Annotated in this window: 16 protein-coding genes; 9 read left to right on the top strand and 7 right to left on the bottom strand. The window is 69.6% G+C overall.

Annotation, left to right across the window (positions count from 1 at the left end; all coding sequences use genetic code 11):
• Positions 1–86: 86 nt before the first annotated feature.
• Complete coding sequence (locus ACVBD7_RS04835) at positions 87–305, bottom strand: DUF1150 family protein (RefSeq protein WP_458096367.1); 219 nt, start codon at positions 303–305, stop codon at positions 87–89.
• Between the two features lie 129 nt (positions 306–434).
• Positions 435–872: an Hsp20 family protein gene (locus tag ACVBD7_RS04830; protein WP_458096366.1), complete on the bottom strand. Its 438-nt coding sequence runs from the start codon at positions 870–872 to the stop codon at positions 435–437.
• Positions 873–1,061: 189 nt separating this feature from the next.
• On the opposite strand from ACVBD7_RS04830, the gene def reads away from it, so the two are divergent.
• Genes def through truA form a run of 3 tightly spaced genes read left to right on the top strand, consistent with a single transcriptional unit; the run spans position 1,062 to position 3,285 of the window.
• Positions 1,062–1,595, top strand: coding sequence for a peptide deformylase (gene def, locus ACVBD7_RS04825; protein WP_458097639.1), 534 nt, complete (start codon positions 1,062–1,064; stop codon positions 1,593–1,595).
• A 14-nt stretch (positions 1,596–1,609) separates the two neighbouring features.
• Positions 1,610–2,521: a methionyl-tRNA formyltransferase gene (gene fmt / locus ACVBD7_RS04820; protein WP_458097638.1), complete on the top strand. Its 912-nt coding sequence runs from the start codon at positions 1,610–1,612 to the stop codon at positions 2,519–2,521.
• The gene (gene truA, locus ACVBD7_RS04815; RefSeq protein WP_458096365.1) at positions 2,521–3,285 is read left to right on the top strand and encodes a tRNA pseudouridine(38-40) synthase TruA; all 765 of its coding nucleotides are present in this window, start codon (positions 2,521–2,523) and stop codon (positions 3,283–3,285) included. The genes fmt and truA overlap by 1 nt, the downstream gene beginning before the upstream one ends.
• A gap of 68 nt (positions 3,286–3,353) precedes the next feature.
• On the opposite strand, the gene ACVBD7_RS04810 is transcribed toward truA, so the two are convergent.
• The 4 genes from ACVBD7_RS04810 to ACVBD7_RS04795 all read right to left on the bottom strand — a co-directional run bounded on the left by ACVBD7_RS04810 (position 3,354) and on the right by ACVBD7_RS04795 (position 7,658).
• Positions 3,354–4,229, bottom strand: coding sequence for a GNAT family N-acetyltransferase (locus ACVBD7_RS04810; RefSeq protein ID WP_458096364.1), 876 nt, complete (start codon positions 4,227–4,229; stop codon positions 3,354–3,356).
• A gap of 142 nt (positions 4,230–4,371) precedes the next feature.
• Positions 4,372–4,605 (bottom strand): hypothetical protein, encoded by a 234-nt coding sequence (locus tag ACVBD7_RS04805; RefSeq protein WP_458096363.1) that lies wholly within the window; start codon positions 4,603–4,605, stop codon positions 4,372–4,374.
• 57 nt (positions 4,606–4,662) lie between these two features.
• Positions 4,663–6,102 carry an NAD-dependent succinate-semialdehyde dehydrogenase gene (locus ACVBD7_RS04800; protein WP_458096362.1) on the bottom strand — a complete coding sequence of 480 codons (1,440 nt, stop codon included), beginning with the start codon at positions 6,100–6,102 and terminating at the stop codon, positions 4,663–4,665.
• Positions 6,103–6,116: 14 nt separating this feature from the next.
• Positions 6,117–7,658 (bottom strand): acetolactate synthase large subunit, encoded by a 1,542-nt coding sequence (locus tag ACVBD7_RS04795; protein ID WP_458096361.1) that lies wholly within the window; start codon positions 7,656–7,658, stop codon positions 6,117–6,119.
• Between the two features lie 215 nt (positions 7,659–7,873).
• Here ACVBD7_RS04795 and gabT point away from each other — a divergent pair, with 215 nt between their 5' ends.
• The 4 genes from gabT to ACVBD7_RS04775 all read left to right on the top strand — a co-directional run bounded on the left by gabT (position 7,874) and on the right by ACVBD7_RS04775 (position 13,184).
• On the top strand, positions 7,874–9,223 hold the full coding sequence (gene gabT / locus ACVBD7_RS04790; RefSeq protein ID WP_458096360.1) for a 4-aminobutyrate--2-oxoglutarate transaminase: 1,350 nt from the start codon (positions 7,874–7,876) through the stop codon (positions 9,221–9,223).
• Positions 9,220–9,618, top strand: coding sequence for a hypothetical protein (locus ACVBD7_RS04785; RefSeq protein WP_458096359.1), 399 nt, complete (start codon positions 9,220–9,222; stop codon positions 9,616–9,618). The genes gabT and ACVBD7_RS04785 overlap by 4 nt, the downstream gene beginning before the upstream one ends.
• Complete coding sequence (mobA, locus tag ACVBD7_RS04780; protein WP_458096358.1) at positions 9,619–10,230, top strand: molybdenum cofactor guanylyltransferase MobA; 612 nt, start codon at positions 9,619–9,621, stop codon at positions 10,228–10,230.
• A gap of 146 nt (positions 10,231–10,376) precedes the next feature.
• On the top strand, positions 10,377–13,184 hold the full coding sequence (locus tag ACVBD7_RS04775; RefSeq protein WP_458096357.1) for a hypothetical protein: 2,808 nt from the start codon (positions 10,377–10,379) through the stop codon (positions 13,182–13,184).
• A 39-nt stretch (positions 13,185–13,223) separates the two neighbouring features.
• Here the strand turns inward: ACVBD7_RS04775 and mobB are convergent, their stop codons facing one another.
• Complete coding sequence (gene mobB / locus ACVBD7_RS04770; RefSeq protein WP_458096356.1) at positions 13,224–13,736, bottom strand: molybdopterin-guanine dinucleotide biosynthesis protein B; 513 nt, start codon at positions 13,734–13,736, stop codon at positions 13,224–13,226.
• 174 nt (positions 13,737–13,910) lie between these two features.
• Here mobB and ACVBD7_RS04765 point away from each other — a divergent pair, with 174 nt between their 5' ends.
• Both ACVBD7_RS04765 and ACVBD7_RS04760 read left to right on the top strand, forming a co-directional pair.
• Positions 13,911–14,912 carry an NADP-dependent oxidoreductase gene (locus tag ACVBD7_RS04765; protein ID WP_458096355.1) on the top strand — a complete coding sequence of 334 codons (1,002 nt, stop codon included), beginning with the start codon at positions 13,911–13,913 and terminating at the stop codon, positions 14,910–14,912.
• A 120-nt stretch (positions 14,913–15,032) separates the two neighbouring features.
• Positions 15,033–16,472: a M20 family metallopeptidase gene (locus ACVBD7_RS04760; protein ID WP_458096354.1), complete on the top strand. Its 1,440-nt coding sequence runs from the start codon at positions 15,033–15,035 to the stop codon at positions 16,470–16,472.
• Positions 16,473–16,478: the final 6 nt, after the last annotated feature.

The following is a 16,478-nucleotide window of genomic DNA, read 5'->3' as shown; positions in this document are numbered from 1 at the left end:
ACCCCCTCCTCGTGTCTCTGGGGTATGTCGGAGGCGGACACGCCGAGGCTGGAGGAGCCTCGGCGGATCAGTCCGGCCACCAACCCTCAGTGGACGAGGACGGGCGCCATCTCGTGCTGGAGGATGGCGGCAATGGCCAGGGCCTCGGTGGGGGCGGCGCCGATGGGCGTGCCGTCCGCGGCGTGGATGGCGACGGCCTGCGTGCCGTTCACCGTGACGGGGCGGATATAGGCCATCTCCTGCGCGCCGAAGCGGGCCCAGTCGACCGGGGAGAGGTTACGCAGGGTGATCGGGGTCGGGTTCATCTCTATCTCCTCGCCCGCAGCCGGAATGGCCTGCGGGCTGGTAACGCCCGTTCCGCTCCCCGGTTCGGCGGGGCGGTGCTGGGCGGGGAAGGAAGTGCGCCTGCCTGATCGAAATCAGGCCTGGGTGGATCAGCCAAGGCCGTCCATCACGGGACGGGTGCGGCCGCTGATCTGGATATTGCGGACGCGGACCTCGGGCTGGGGACGGCGGAGTTCGACATGCAGTAGGCCGTTGTCGAGCCAAGCGCCCTCAATCTCGATGCCCTCGGCGATGACGAAGGCGCGCTGGAACTGCCGTGCGGCGATGCCGCGGTGCAGGAATACGCGCCCGTCAGAATCGTCCTTCTGCCGACCGCGGATCACGAGCTGGTTGTCCTCCTGGGTGATCTGGAGGTCGTCCATGGCGAAACCGGCCACGGCCAGGGTGATGCGCAGCCGGTCGGCGGCGAGCTGTTCGATATTGTAGGGCGGGTAACCTTCGGCGTTCTTCTGCACGCGGTCGAGCATCTGCTCGAGATGGTCGAAGCCGAGGAACAAGGGCGATCCGAAGACCGGCGAGCGGGACATCTTGCGGCATCCTCCGGGAAGCGAGGCCATGAGGGGCAGCCCATTGAGGCACCGTCCCACCGTTTGGATATTGGCGATCGCACGGTGCGTTGCAAGCGGCTGGAGCCGGGGTTGCGGCCCGTTCACCTGCCCTGCACGGCGCGCATTCCGCCGGGCGCCAATCTGCCCTACATCCCGGCCGTAAGCGCCATGACCGACATCCCTCTCCTCCCCATCCTGCTCCACCCCGCGCCGATCCTGCGCGCCAAGGCCCGTGCGGTGGCCGAGGGCGACGGGGAACGGGTGCGGGCGCTCGCGCCGCGGATGCTGGCGACGATGTACAAGGCGCCTGGCATCGGGCTGGCGGCGCCGCAGGTGGGCGAGGCGCTTCGGCTGGTCGTGCTCGACCTGCAGCGGAACGAGAAGCCGGAGCCGATGGTGCTGGTGAATCCCGAGATCGTTGCCATCAGCGACGAGCGGGCGGTGCGCGAGGAAGGGTGCCTTTCCATTCCCGGCCAGTACGCGGATGTGGAGCGGCCGGCGCGGGTGAAGGTGCGCTGGCGGGAGCTGGACGGATCTCGGCGGGAGATGGAGGCGGACGACCTGCTGGCCACCTGCCTGCAGCATGAGATCGACCACCTGGACGGGGTGATGTTCACCGACCTGCTGAGCCCGCTGAAGCGGAACATGCTGCTGAAGAAGTTCCTGAAGGAGCAGAAGCTGAAGTCGCGGGAGGCGATGTGACCGCCCCTGCCCGGCTGCGGCTGGCCTTCATGGGAAGCCCGGCCTTTTCCGTGCCGGCGCTGCGGGCGCTTGTTGGCGCTAGGCATGAGGTCGCCATGGTCTATTCCCAGCCGCCGCGACCGGCGGGGCGCGGGCAGCGGGAAACCCCCTGCCCCGTTCACCAGGCCGCGCTGGAGATGGGGTTGCCGGTTCGTACGCCGGCGCGGGTCCGCAAGGATGTGACGGAGCACGAGGCCTTTGCGGCGCTGGGGTTGGATGCGGCTGTCGTGGTCGCCTATGGGCTGATCCTGCCCAAGCCGATGCTGGATGCGCCGCGGCTCGGGTGCTTGAACATCCATGCCAGCCTGCTGCCGCGCTGGCGCGGCGCGGCGCCGATCCATGCGGCCGTGCTGGCGGGGGATGCGGAGACGGGCATCACCATCATGCGGATGGATGAGGGGCTGGATACCGGGCCGATGCTGCTGCGGGAGGCCACGCCGATCGGGCCTCGCGATACGACGCCCGATGTGCATGACCGGCTTTCAGAGATGGGCGCGCGGCTGATCCTGCGGGCGCTGGCCGAGGACCCCTCCCCCGTGCCTCAGCCGGAGGAGGGCGCGAGCTATGCGCCGAAGCTGGGCAAGGAGGACGGGCGGCTGGACTGGGCCGCGCCGGCCGAGGCCGTGGACCGGCGGGTTCGGGCGATGAGTCCCTGGCCAGGCGCTTACACCGCCTGGAATGGCGAGGTGCTGCGGGTGTTATCGGCCGAGCCGGCGCCGGGGCGGGATGCGGCGCCGGGGACGGTGCTGGACGAGGCGCTGCTGGTGGCCTGCTGCGGCGGGACGGCGCTGCGGCTGACGCGCGTGCAGCGGGCGGGGCGCGGGGCGATGGAGGCCGGGTCCTTCCTGCGCGGTACGCCCGTGCCGCCCGGCACCGTGCTGGGCTGATGCCACGCTACGCCCTGCTGGTCGAGTATGACGGCACCCCTTTCGTCGGCTGGCAGCGGCAGAAAGACGGGATGTCCGTGCAGCAGGTGCTGGAGGAGGCCGCGGCGCCGCTGAATGGCGGGGTGGAGCCTGTGGTCGGCGCGGCCGGGCGGACGGATGCCGGGGTGCATGCCGAGGGGCAGGTCGCGCAGGTGGATCTGGCGGCCGACCTGCCGGTTGAGCGGGTGCGCGAGGCGCTGAACACGCGGACGCGGCCCCATCCGGTTTCCGTGCTGTCGGTAGCGCGGCCGCCCGAGGAGTGGAGCGCGCGGTTCTCGGCGGTGCATCGGGTGTACCGGTATCGGATCCTGAACCGGCGAGCGCGGCCGGGGCTGGATCTCGGGCGGGTGTGGCATGTGCCGCAGCGGCTGGATGCCACTGCGATGCATGAGGCGGCGCAGGGGCTGCTGGGACACCACGACTTCTCGGCCTTCCGCGCGGCGGCCTGTCAGGCGAAGGACGCGCTACGGACGCTGGACCGGCTGAATGTTTCGCGCTTCGGCGAGGAGATCGTGGTGCAGGTGGAGGCGCGCTCCTTCCTGCATCATCAGGTTCGCAACCTCGTGGGGACGCTGGCGCAGGTGGGGCGCGGGGCGCGGCCAGTGTCCTGGCCGCGGTCGGTACTGGATTCACGGGACCGGCAGCGGGCGGGGCAGACAGCGCCGGCGGAGGGGCTCTGCTTTGTCTCGGTGCGGTATGAACCGGGACTGGAGTGGCCGGCCTAGCGGCGGGAACTTGCGGCCCGGATCTCTGCCCATTTCGGCGACAGTGCCAATTCTGGTGATGACGGGCGCTAGGTCGCCTTGGACGGCCGCTTGAAGTTGGGCCGGATGTACACCGCTGCGAAGCCGCCCCTCTTCTGATTGCGAAAGGACGAGAAGCCCTGCTCGTCCTCCAATGGCGGATTGCCCGTCTCGCTGGTGGCCAGGACGGCACCGTGTTCGGTTGCCTGCTTCAGCCGTGCAGCGATGAGGCTGGCCTGCACGCCGCGGCCGCGATGCGATGGCAAGGTGGCGGACATGCCGCACCAGGCGGCATTGCCGGAGAGGAACATGGCGGCGGCGCCAGCCGGCTCACCGTTCAGGGTCGAGAGAAAGCAGTGCCAGCCCGGCCGGCCGACGATCGCGGCGAACCAGTCGGCGCAGGCTTCGGGGAGGCCGAACCCTGCCTGCACGGTGGACCCGAAGGTCTCCGCCTGGCCTATGCCGAGAGGGCTGACGGTCGCCTCCGTCCTGGGTGTCCAATCTGATGCTGCCGGCAGTGCCTGCACGAACTTGACCCAGCCCGCACCGGTCGCTTCCAGCCCCTCGCGGCGGATGACGTCCTTTGTAGCTCCCGTGTTGTTGGCGGGAGCGATCTGGAGTGCCCAGCCTGGAGCGGCCTTGTAATCCAGCCACTCGAGGGCGGCATCAAGCTCCTGCGGGGATGGCGGTCTCGCCGCACCGACCGCCATCGCGCGGTTCAGTTCGGTGATCGGGATTGCGGTGCAGGCCAGCAGGGCCATGGCGCCGACCGTGGTGCTCGCCAGCCCGAGTGTGGCCTTCACCTGAGCCGGTGCGGCCTCGAAGAGGTCGAGCCAGGCATCGCGCTCCACGATCTCCGTGGCCGTGCTTGCGTCGTGCGCGGCGTCCGGCTTCGAGGGCTGGCGGTCGGGGGGCTGGTTCGTCATGCCTGAGCTTCCGTCTCGAAACTGTCGTGGCCGGAGGGTCTGGCTCAGGCATCGCCGAGTGCCGGCCAAGCGGCAGGCAGAGTGATGCGGAGCCCCGGGGAAGGATGGAAGGTTCTGCGGGTGTGAGATCTCGTCAGGGCATCTAGCCCTGGCGGCGCCCCTTGATGCGGGCCACCACCATCAGCACCACGCCGAGCGCGATGATGGCGAAGGTGCCGGGGGCGGCGCGGATGGTGTCGATCAGCGCTTCAGGAACCCAGAACAAGGAGTCGAGGATCACCCGGGGGAGCCAGAGCAGGGTGTCCCAGCCGACCACATGGGCGGCGATGCCGATGGCGACGAGGAGGATGCCCAGGGACCAGAGCCGTGACGGCATCGATGACCTTTCGCGCGTCGTTCGGGCCCGCCGTTGCCAGCGGGCCCGCAGCCGGGGCTAGAGCCCGGCCTGGGTGACGAACTTGGTGACGAGATAGGCTTCCAGCGCCTCGGACCCGCCCTCGGAGCCGTAGCCGCTGTCCTTCACGCCGCCGAAGGGCACTTCGGGAAGCGCGAGGCCGAGATGGTTGATGGTCATCATCCCCGTCTCGACATTGGCAGCGACGCGCTGGGCAGTGGTGGCCGAGCCGGTGAAGGCATAGGCGGCGAGGCCGAAGGGCAGGCGGTTGGATTCCTGCACCACCTCGTCGAAGTCAGAGAACCGGTTCACCAGGGCGAGCGGGCCGAAGGGCTCCTCGTTCATGGCGCGGGCGTCGAGAGGCAGATTGGAGATCACCGTCGGCTCGTAGAAGTAGCCCTTGTTGCCGATGCGGTTGCCGCCCGTCTGCAGCTTGGCGCCGCGGCCGACCGCGTCCTGCACCAGGGTCTCGATGGTGGGAACGCGGCGGTCATTGGCGAGCGGGCCCATGGAAACCCCCTCCTCCATGCCGTTCCCGACCTTGATCGACTTGGCGTAGGTGGTGAAAGTCTCCAGGAACTCGTCGAAGCTGCGCTCCTGGATCAGGAAGCGGGTCGGCGAGACGCAGACCTGGCCGGCGTTGCGGAACTTCGACGCGGCGAGGGTCTTGGCGGCCTTCTGGATGTCGGCGTCGTCAAAGACGATGGCGGGGGCATGGCCGCCGAGTTCCATCGTGGCGCGCTTCATGTGCTGGCCGGCGAGGCCGGCGAGCATCTTTCCAACCGGGGTGGAGCCGGTGAAGGTGATTTTGCGGATCACGGGGTGCGGGATGAGGTACTCGCTGATCTCGGCGGGGATGCCGTAGACGAGCTGGACCACGCCCTTGGGAATGCCGGCATCGATGAAGGCGCGGATCAGTTCGGCGGGGGAGGCCGGGGTCTCCTCGGGCGCCTTCACGATGATGGAGCAGCCGGTGGCGAGCGCGGCAGACAGCTTGCGGACGACCTGGTTGATCGGAAAGTTCCAGGGCGTGAAGGCGGCGACGGGGCCGACGGGCTCGCGCAGCGAGAGCTGGTAGATGCCCTCGGCGCGGGCGGGGATGACGCGGCCATAGGCGCGGCGGCCTTCCTCGGCCATCCACTCGATGATGTCGCCGGCGGCCAGCGTCTCCATCTTCGCCTCGACGAGCGGCTTGCCCTGCTCGGCGGTCATCATGGCGGCGATGGTGTCGGCGCGGCCGCGCAGGATGTCGGCGGCCTTTCGCATCAGCTTGTAGCGCTCGAAGACCGAGGTCTTGCGCCAGATCTCGAAGCCGCGCTGGGCGGCTTCCAGCGCTTCGTCCAGATCGGGGATGCCGGCATGGGCGACGGTGCCGATCACCTCCTCGGTGGCGGGGTTGATGACCTCGAGCACCTTGCCCGAGCGGGAATCGCGCCACTCGCCATCGATATGAAGCTGGACCTTGGGATAGGCGGTCATGAACGTGCTCTCCGTCAGACGACGAGTTCGATGAGGAAGGGGCCGGGGCGGCTTACGCTCTGGGCCAGGAGGTCGGCCAGCGCGTCCAGGGTCTCGGCCCGCGCGGCCTCCACCCCCATGCCCTCGGCGAGCTTCACCCAGTTGAGGTCCGGATTGCCCAGATCAAGCATGTTCATCGCGGTGGGGCCCGGATTGGCGCCGACGCCCGAGTATTCGCCGATCAGGATCTGGTACTTGCGGTTGGACAGGATGATGGTCGTAACCGGCAGCTTCTCGCGCGCCTGGGTCCAGAGGGACTGGAGCGAGTACATGGCCGAGCCGTCGGCCTGAAGGCTGATGACGCGGCGCTGGCCGCCGGCGCCGATGGCGGCACCCGTGGCGACGGGCAGACCGTCGCCGATGGCGCCGCCGGTGAGGTGCAGCCAGTCATGCGGCGGGGCGGCATGGGTCTCGGGGTAGAAGCCGCGGCCGTAGGAGACGCTCTCGTCGGAGATGATGGCGTTCTCGGGCATCAGGGCGGCGACGGTGCGGGCGAGGCCTTCCGGCGTCGGGGCGCCGCGGACGGGCTCAGGGCGTGGGCCGGGGTCGGGGATGGCGGCCTGTGGGGCACCCAGCTCGTCCGCCAGGGCCTGGAGGGCGGCCTCGGGGTCCTGCTCGAAGCGGGAGAGGACATGGACCTGGGCACCCGCCGGATAGTGGATGGAGGGCTTGTTCGGATAGGCGAAGAAGCCGACCGGGGCCTTGGCGTTCACGAGGATGAGGTGCTCGACATCGGCGAGCGCCTTGATGGCGACATCGGCGACATAGGGCACGCGCTCGAGCTGCACGCGGCCGCGGCCGCGGGCGACGCGGGCGTTGGAACCCTCGGCGAGCAGCCTGGCGCCGGTGTGCTGGACGATGCGCCAGGCGAGGGCCTGGCCGTTCTCACGCACAGCCTGGCCACCGATCAGGATCAGGACGTTCTTGCCCTCCCGCAGGATGCGGGCGGCGGTGCGGACCGCGGCGGGATCGGGGGCCTGGGCCTGGGGCACGGGCAGGGCCTCGGCGACCTCGCCGCCCTCGTTCCATGAGGCGTCCGAGGGCAGGATGAGGCTGGCGATGCCGCCGGGGGCGGTGCGGGCGGCCTGGACGGCCACCGCGGCGTCACGCCCGACATCGGCGGAGGAGGAGCTGGTGCGGACCCAGGCGGAGACCGGGCGGGCCCAGCCCTCGGTATCCGCCGTCAGCGGGGCGTCGAATGGCCGGTGGTAGGTGGCGTGGTCGCCGACGATGTTGACGATGCCGGAGCGGGCGCGGCGAGCGTTGTGCAGGTTGCCCAGGCCGTTGGCGAGGCCGGGGCCGCAATGGAGCAGGGTGCAGGCGGGCTTGCCGGCCATACGCCAGTAGCCGTCGGCCATGCCGGTGACGACATTCTCCTGCAGGCCCAGGACACAGCGCATGCCCGGGATCTGGTCGAGGGCGGCAACGAAGTGCATCTCGCTGGTGCCGGGGTTGGCGAAGCAGGTGTCCACGCCGGACTTCAGCAGCGTGTGGACCAGGCTATGGGCACCATTCACGGATCGCGACTCCCCCTTTGAAAGCGGGCGCAAGTTGCGCGCGGAGGTTCCCCGCCGCAAGGGCGGCGCAGCACAAGGGCGCGCGATAGAATTGCGGGGCCGGGCCGTCATCGGATGGAATACGGGATGGACCAGGGCGGCTTCCTGCGCCTTGAGCCTTGCCCCCGAGCGCCGCCCAGAGCAATTTCCGGCCAGCGCGACGGGAGATTTTATCCATGGGCACCACCATTTCAGGCGAGGCGACGGCCGCCATCGAGGAGGGCCCGACCAATGCCGCCCTGCAGGCGCGCCGCGAAGCGGCCGTGCCGCGGGGCCTGGGCATCTCGCTGCCCGTCTTCGCCGCCAAGGCCAAAGGGTCCGAGGTCACGGATGTCGAGGGCAAGCGCTACATCGATTTCGGCGGCGGGATCGCGGTGCTGAACACCGGGCACCTGCACCCGAAGGTGAAGGCGGCCGTGCAGGCGCAGCTGGAGAACTTCTCCCACACCTGCATCCAGGTGACGCCCTATGAGAGCTATATCCGGCTGGCGGAGCGGCTGAACGCCATCGCGCCGGTGCGCGGGCCGGCCAAGACCATCTTCCTGACCACCGGGGCCGAGGCGGTGGAGAATGCGGTGAAGATCGCGCGCGCCCATACCGGGCGGCCGGGCGTGATCGCATTCTCCGGCGCCTTCCATGGCCGCACGCTTCTGGGCATGGCGCTGACGGGCAAGGTGGTGCCGTACAAGGTGGGCTTCGGGCCCATGCCCGCCGATATCTACCACCTGCCCTTCCCCGTGGCCTATCACGGCAAGGAGGTGGCGGACACGCTGGAAGCCATCGAGACGCTGTTCAAGTCCGACATCGATCCCGAGCGGATCGCGGCCTTCATCATCGAGCCCGTGCAGGGCGAGGGCGGCTTCTACCAGGCGCAGCCGGAGCTGATGCAGGGGCTGCGCGCAATCGCGGACAAGTACGGTATCCTGCTGATCGCGGACGAGGTGCAGACCGGCTTCGCGCGCACGGGCAAGATGTTCGCCATGGAGCACACCGGGGTTCAGGCTGACCTGGTGACGATGGCGAAGTCGCTGGCGGGCGGGTTCCCGCTCTCCGCGGTGTCCGGCACGGCCTCCATCATGGATGCGCCGAAGGTCGGCGGGCTGGGCGGCACCTATGGCGGCTCGCCGCTGGGCTGCGCGGCGGGTAATGCGGTGCTGGACGTGATCGAGGAGGAGGGCCTCATCGAGCGCGCCAACGAGATCGGCGCGCTGCTGGTGCGGCGCATCAAGGAGCTGCAGGGCAGCAACTCGCTGACCGGCATCGTCGGCGATATTCGCGCGGTCGGCGGGATGGTGGCGATGGAGCTAGTAGCCAATGGCGATGCCGACCGCCCGGATCCGGACCTGACGCGGGCGCTGGTGGCGCGTGCGGCGGAGAAGGGTCTGATCCTGCTCTCCTGCGGCGTGCGGGCGAATGTCATCCGTTTCCTCTGCCCGCTGACCACCTCGGACACGCTGGTGAATGAGGGCATGGACATCCTGGGCGATGCGCTGCGCGAGTGCGTAGCGGAGCGCGCGGCCTCGTGAAGGAAGACCTCCGAAGGGCGCTCCTGTTCGGGGCGCCCTGCGGGGCATTGTCGGTCATCGTCTTCCGCGATTCGACGCTGTTCCTGCTGCATCACATCGCCAAGGTGATGCCGCTGGCAGCCTATGTTCAGACGGCGGGGCCGCACGGGCTGCCCTGGCTCGCCTGGTTCTGCCTGCTTGGGGCTGCTGGTGGCGTGCTGATCGGGCTGTTCCTGCGCTGGGCGCCGCTGCCGGACCTGATCTCCGGCGCGGTGCTGGGGGTGGCGGCGGCCTATCTCGTACCGCAGCACCTGCCGCGCTCAACGCCGCCCTGGGTGCTGCCGCTGATTGGCGCGGCCTGGGGCTGGGGCACCGCCTTCCTGCTCCGGCCGCTGGCGCTGCGCGGACGCGGCTAGGTGGAGGGGGCTGACCGCCGCATTCTCGGTGTCGTGCTGGCCGGTGGGCAGGCGCGGCGTATGGGAGGTGGCGACAAGGCGCTGCTGCCGATCAATGGCCGGCCGATGATGGCCGTGCTGCTCGAGCGACTGCGCCCGCAGGTCTCCGCGCTGGCGGTCAGCGCGAATGGCGATCCGTCGCGCTTCGCCGAGGTGGCGCCGGGGCTGGCGGTTTTGGCGGATTCCATTCCTGGCCATCCCGGGCCGCTGGCGGGGATCCTGGCCGGGATGGACCATGCGGCGTCCCTCGGCATGGGTTGGGTTCTGTCGGTGCCCGGGGATACGCCGCTGGTGCCGCCGGACCTCGCGGCGCGGCTGCGGGAAGCGGCGGCGCCAATCGCCTGTGCGGCCTCGGGCGGGGACATCCATCCGCCGGTTGCGATCTGGCCGGTCTCCCTGCGCGAGGCATTGCGGGCGGCGGTGCTGGCCGGCGAGGGAAAGGTGAGCCGGTGGGCGCGGGAGCATGGCTACGCGCTGGTGGAGTGGGCCGGAGAGCCGTTCCTCAACGCCAATACGCCGGAAGAGCTGGTGGAACTCGCCCGCGCCCAGGCGGCAAGCGAGCCTGAGTTTTAGGGGGTGAGTTGTAGGGCCTGAGTTTGGGGCCTGAGAGGCCCGGTTTCATCGAGCCGTCACGGAACCGACGTTTCACACCGGGGGCCGACTGGGGAACCTGCGCCCGCCCTGCATCGTCGGGGCAGCCCAGCCACGGAGGTTCTCCCATGCGTGTCGAAGCCAGCACCGGCCCCACCTCGTCCGCCGCGCCCGCGCCGACCGACGCCCAGCGCTTTGCCGAGATCCTTGGGAACGCCCTGCGCGAGCACGCCGGCAAGAGCGGGGAGTTCCGCGTCGCCGGGGGCAACGAGACCTGGCCGCCGGTGCGTGGCACGGAGGTCGTCGGCCTGCCCGAACGCTATATGGCGGAGCATCCGGAGCTGGCCGGTGAGGCGCTGGCTTTCCGTTCGGGCGGGGAGACGACAGTTGTGCGGCGCGCCGACAATCCTGGCCTCTACGCCTACGCGGAGGCGCTGTCCGCCATTCCGGATGTGCAGCGGGACGTCATCAAGGGCGAGGGTGCGGAGGTGCTGCGCGGTGGCGACACGCTGCCGCTGGAGAAGATCTCGACCTGGGTGAGCTACGAGGGCGGGGCGCTGTGGAAGCTGGGGCTGAGCGATGGGCGTGAGGTGATGGTGCAGCGCGAGCTGACGCCGGAGCTGGCGGACAAGGTTGGCGCGACGGTGAAAGGCTGGGATGACGGCTTTGCCATGGTGGATGGTGGCCGGCAGATCTCGAAGGAGGCACTGGCGGGCGCGAAGGTGCTGGCGCCGAACGAGGAGCAGGGCTTCATCGGCATCGAGGTGGACGGTCAGCACCTGCATATCTCGCGCGACGTGAATCCCGGCCTCTACGACCGTGCTGCCGCCCAGTATGGCGAAGCGCATGCGGGCGAGGCGGCGAAGGCCGTGGACGATGCGCGGCGCGAGGGGAAGATGCCGGGCTCGGGCGAGCTGGACCTGGGAGCGCTGAAGACGAGCGAGACGGATTCCAAGGACAAGGACCGCAAGCTGACGGTCAACGAGCTGACCTGGCAGAACCTGGTCAAGAACTGGAAGTCCGGGATCGAGAAGGGCGACATCCCCGCGAGCGATGAGCGCGCGCAGCTGTACCGTGCCATCCAGGCCAAGGGCGCGTCGGAGGACGGGCTGAACATGGTCGGGCTCGACATGGCCAGCGGGCAGTCGCTGAACCACGCAACGGGCAAGGATTTCGGCACCATCGTCGATGCGGAGAAGGTGGATGCGCGGATCCCCGAGCTGATGGGGTCCGACGCCGTGGGCAAGGACCTGGCGGCGGAGCGGAAGGCGAGCCTGGGCAAGGCGGAGGGCGGCGAGGAGGCGATGCGCCGGCTGGAGCAAATGGCCTTCGGCACCGACTACATGAAGTACCTTGGCGAGTTGCGCGCGGCGGGCAAGGGCGAGGTCGCGAAGGACGACATCGCCAGCACCTTCGACGCGCTCCTCGTGATGGATCCGCAGAAGGCGGCGGGTTTCGCGCAGTCTGCGCAGGTGGATGCGCTGACGATGGATCTGGACGCGCTGATGGCGAACCCGGATCAGGTGAGCGCGGAGAACCTGACCACGGCGACGCAGGACACGGGGAAGGTGATCCTGCAGGTGATCAAGAAGCTCGGCATCGATGCCGGGCGCCGCCTCGTGGAGTCCGAGAAGTTCCTGAAGGAGGTGCTGCAGGACAAGGTGACGGCCAAGAACTTCGGCAACGCGATGCAGGAGCTGGGCGCGCTCTACTCGAAGAACGGGCAAGTCACGACTGACGACATCCAGCGGCTGATGGGCAGCGGCGGCAAGTACCAGTCGGTTGGCGAGGCCGCGGGCGGCGGCGGGTTGAAGGCGATCAGCGAGATGAACGCGAACGGAATGCTGGGCTCGGCCGGCGGGCTCGTCTCGCTGGCTTCGGGCATCTACCAGTTGACCGGTAAGGGCGGCACGCTGGCGGATACGCCGGAGGAGCGGCTGGGCATCGCCAAGGAGTTCATCAGCTTCATCGGAGCCGGGCGGCACTTCGTGAATCTCGGCACCCGGATGACGGATTCGATCAACGGGACCAAGACCAACGAGCTGCTGGGGCTCGACAAGTCGCTGCCCGATCTCTTCGGCAAGCGGTCCGAGACGATCGGCGGCGGGCTGACCGCGACGCCGGAGGTGCTGGAGGAGTTCACCCGGAACGTGAATGCCGAGATCGACGGCAGCAGCGATCCGAAGCGCGCGGCGGGCTACTTCAGGGGCATCGAGGGCGCGGACACGCAGAAGCTGATCGACGGCATGGCGAACGGCTTCCAGAAGCGGCCGGACCTGCCCGAGGGCATGAGCGGCTGGAAGCGCGGCGCCTCCGCCGTGCTGCAGGTGCTGGATGCGGGCGCCAACAGCTTCGTGGGCATCGCCGATTCGGTGATCGGCGGGCTGACAATCCGCAACGGGCTGAGCAGCGGCAGCGACGAGACAGTGGCGAAGGGCGCGCTGCAGGTGGCCTCGGGCGCCTTCGGCACGGCGGCGGGGGTCTTCTCCTTCGCGGGGCTGGGCGGGCTGAACGCGATCAAGGCGGCGGCGGCGCCCTCCTTCTTCATCTCGGCCATCCTGTCGGCGGCGACGTTGATCCCGGACATCATCCTGGACGAGAAGAACCGCAAAGCGATGGACGCGCATCGCGAGGAGCTGCAGACGCTGTTCACGGGCCTGTCGGAGGATGGGCTGCTGCGGCAGGACGGGCTGGACCTTTACCGCTACCTCGATGCCTCGATGTACACCTTCGGCCAGCGCGATGCGCCCGACGACAAGGGCATCTTCGAGTTCCGCGCGGAGGAGGTGGCGAAGTGGCTGACGGCCTGGCGCGAGGGGGAGTGGGGCGACAACACCTTCACGTCGGACGTCGTGTTCGAGGAGGTCGGGCACGAGGACTACAAGGGCGACGGCGAGAACATCTGGACGGATCTGGAGGACACCAGCGCCTCCTGAGCGGCGCATCCTGAGCGGCCCATTTTGGACGCGCGCGGCTCAGCCCGGCGGGGGCGCCGCCCAAGGGGCCGCATGCTCGAGCACCAGCGCGCCCACGGCGGGGATGTCGTCCAGCGCGGCATGCGGGAGCGGCGAAGGTGGCAGGATGTCGGCGGCGACGGCGCGGATGGCGGGATCATCGGGGTGCAGCCAGGGCTTGCCGTTGGCGGCACGATGGATCTCGATCTTGGGGTGAGGGTCGCGCTTGAAGCCCTCGATCAGGACGAGGTCCACGGGGGCGAGATGGGCGAGCAGGTCGCGCAGCGCGGGTTCGGGCGCACCGCGGAGCTCCGTCATCAGAGCCCAGCGGTTCGCGGAGGAGACGAGAACCTGGGAAGCGCCCGCCTTGCGGTGCGTGTGGCTGTCCTTGCCAGGCTGGTCGATGTCGAAGGCGTGGTGGGCGTGCTTTATCGTCGAGACAGTGAGGCCCCTTCCCTTCAGCCAGGGGATGAGGGCGGCGAGAAGAGTGGTCTTGCCCGCGCCGCTCCAGCCGGCGAGGCCGATCAGGCGCATCGGGAGGTAGGGGCCGCTGGGATCATCGGGCGGCTGTAGCGCCGGCGGAACCGGGGCGCCAGCGGGCGCCGCGGCCGCCGGTGCCGCCGATGTGCGGGGTGGCTGTGGTGACCGGGCGTGGACGGGATGCCAGCCTGCGGCGAACACAGCACGCCGAGAGGCAGAGAGAGATCGATGGCCGAGAGCAACCTCCGCGTTCTTCTGAAGGCTCGCCCCGAGGGTCAGGTGGGGCCGGAGCATTTCGAAATGGGGGAGGAGGCCCCTCCCCGGCCCCGATCCGGCGAGGCGCTGCTTCGGAACCGGTTCCTTTCGCTCGATCCGTACATGCGCGGGCGGATGAGCGCGGCGAAGTCCTACTCGGCGCCGGTCGAGATCGGGGCTGTCATGGAGGGGCAGACGGTTGCGCAAGTGGTGGAGGACCCGACGGGGCGGTTCCAGCCCGGTGACTGGGTGCTTGGGGGCATGGGGTGGCAGCGGTTCTCGGCCGTACCGGCGAGCGGGCTGCGCAAGCTGGACCCGGCAGCGGCGCCGGTGACCACGGCACTTGGCGTGCTGGGCATGCCGGGGACGACGGCCTGGGTCGGTACCACAGAGATCGCGCCGCCGCGGCCTGGGGAGACCTTCGTGGTGTCGGCGGCCTCGGGCGCGGTGGGGAGCGTGGCGGGGCAGATCGCCATGCGGATGGGCGCGAAGGTGGTCGGCATCGCGGGGAGCGCGGAAAAATGCGCCTTCGTGCGGGAGGAGCTTGGTTTCCCGGCCTGCGTGGATCATCGCGCGGCGGATTTCCCGGCGCTGCTGGCAGCGGCCTGCCCGGATGGCATCGACAGCTATTTCGAGAATGTTGGCGGCGCCGTGCAGAAGGCGGTGTGGCCGCTGCTGAACGACTTCGCGCGGGTGGCCTTCTGCGGGATGGTGGCGGAGTACAACGACGCCGAGCCGGCGCCAGGGCCGAACCTGATGCAGGTGGTGCGGAAGCGGCTGAAGCTTCAGGGCTTCATCGTGCGGGACCATCCGCGTGCCTTCCAGGACTGGCCGCGCACCGGGGCGGCCTGGCTGCGCGAGGGTTCGCTGCGGTACCGCGAGGATGTGGTGCAGGGGCTGGAGCGGGCGCCGGAGGCCTTTGTGGGGCTGCTGGCGGGGCGGAACTTCGGAAAGCTCGTCGTCGAGATAACCTGAACTCACGGTTGTGACCTGCGGCACCGCGCGGCCGGGCGCCGCGTGGTGTCTTCCCGGCACCCCGCTGTCCTGGCGTCACCTTGGTGACCTGGGATGCGGGCGGGATTAGAAGGCGCGGCCATGAAGAACGATCCCATTCTCCTCGACCGCCTCTCCGATGCCGTGGAGGCGAAGGCGCCGGCCTACACGGCGGTGTCGGATGCTATCTGGGCAGTGCCGGAGCTGCGCTTCGCCGAGACGCGCTCGGTGGAGGTGCAGATCGCTCAGTTGGAAGCCGATGGGTTCCGGGTGACGCGGAACGTCGCGGGGATTCCGACGGCCTTCATCGCGGAGGCCGGGGAGGACGGGCCGGTGATCGGTTTCCTCGGGGAGTTTGACGCGCTGGCCGGACTCTCGCAGGAGGCCGGGGTGGCTGAGCAGCGCCCGCTCGAGGCCGGCGGCAACGGGCATGGTTGCGGGCACAACCTGCTCGGCGTGGGGGCGATGCTGGCCGCCGTCTCGGCGCGGGATGCGCTGCGCGAGGCTGGGATGAAGGGGCGCGTGCGGTATTACGGCTGCCCGGGAGAGGAGGGCGGCTCGGGCAAGACCTTCATGGCGCGTGAGGGGGTATTCGACGACCTCGATGCGGCCGTGACCTGGCATCCCGGGGCGTTCAATGGGGTGATGTCGATCCGGAATTTGGCGAACTACCAGGTCTATTTCCGCTTCCAGGGCAAGGCAGCGCATGCGGCGGGGTCTCCGCATCTCGGGCGGTCGGCGCTGGATGCGGTGGAGCTGATGAATGTCGGCGTGAACTACCTGCGCGAGCACATGCCGCAGGAGGCGCGGGTGCATTACGCCATCACCAACTCCGGTGGGTCCTCGCCCAACGTGGTGCAGGCGAATGCGGAGGTTCTGTACCTCATCCGCTCGCCCCGGGTGAGCGAGGCGGCGGCGCTGTTCGAGCGAGTGAAGGCCTGCGCGGAAGGGGCGGCGATCATGACGGGGACCAAGTGGTCCTTCGAGATCGACAAGGCGTGCTCGGAGGTGCTGCAGAACCGGACGCTGGAGATGGCGCTGCACGGGAATTTCCAGGCGCTGGGCGCGCCGGGCTACGACGCGGCGGACCAGGGCTTCGCGGCGGAGATCCGGCGCTCGCTGAGCGAGGGGGACATCGCCTCCGAGGTGGCCAGCTTCGGGGCGGATCCGGCGCTGGCGGAGGTGGCGCTGCATGAGGGCGTGCTGCCCTTCGACGGCCAGCCGATCACCCAGGCCGGGTCCACGGATGTGGGCGACGTGTCCCAGATCGTGCCGACGGTGCAGGCCTGGGGCGCGTGCTGGGCGGTGGGAACGCCGTTCCACACCTGGCAGGCTGTGGCGCAGGGTCAATCCGCCCACGCGCATAAGGGGATGGTGCAGGCGGCGAAGGTGATGGCAGCGACCGCGCTGGACGGGTTCCGGGACCCGGAGCTGCTGGCGCGTGCCAAGGCGGAGTTGCGGGAGCGGAGGGGCGGAAACGCTTATGCCTCCCCAATTCCGGCGGATGTGCTGGCGCCGCCGCTGCGGGCGAAGGCGGGCTGAGGGAGG

This window comes from Roseomonas sp. WA12 (assembly GCF_054165765.1).
The sequence above is the reverse complement of the archived record's forward strand: the minus strand, read 5'-3'. Positions and strand labels throughout refer to the sequence as shown.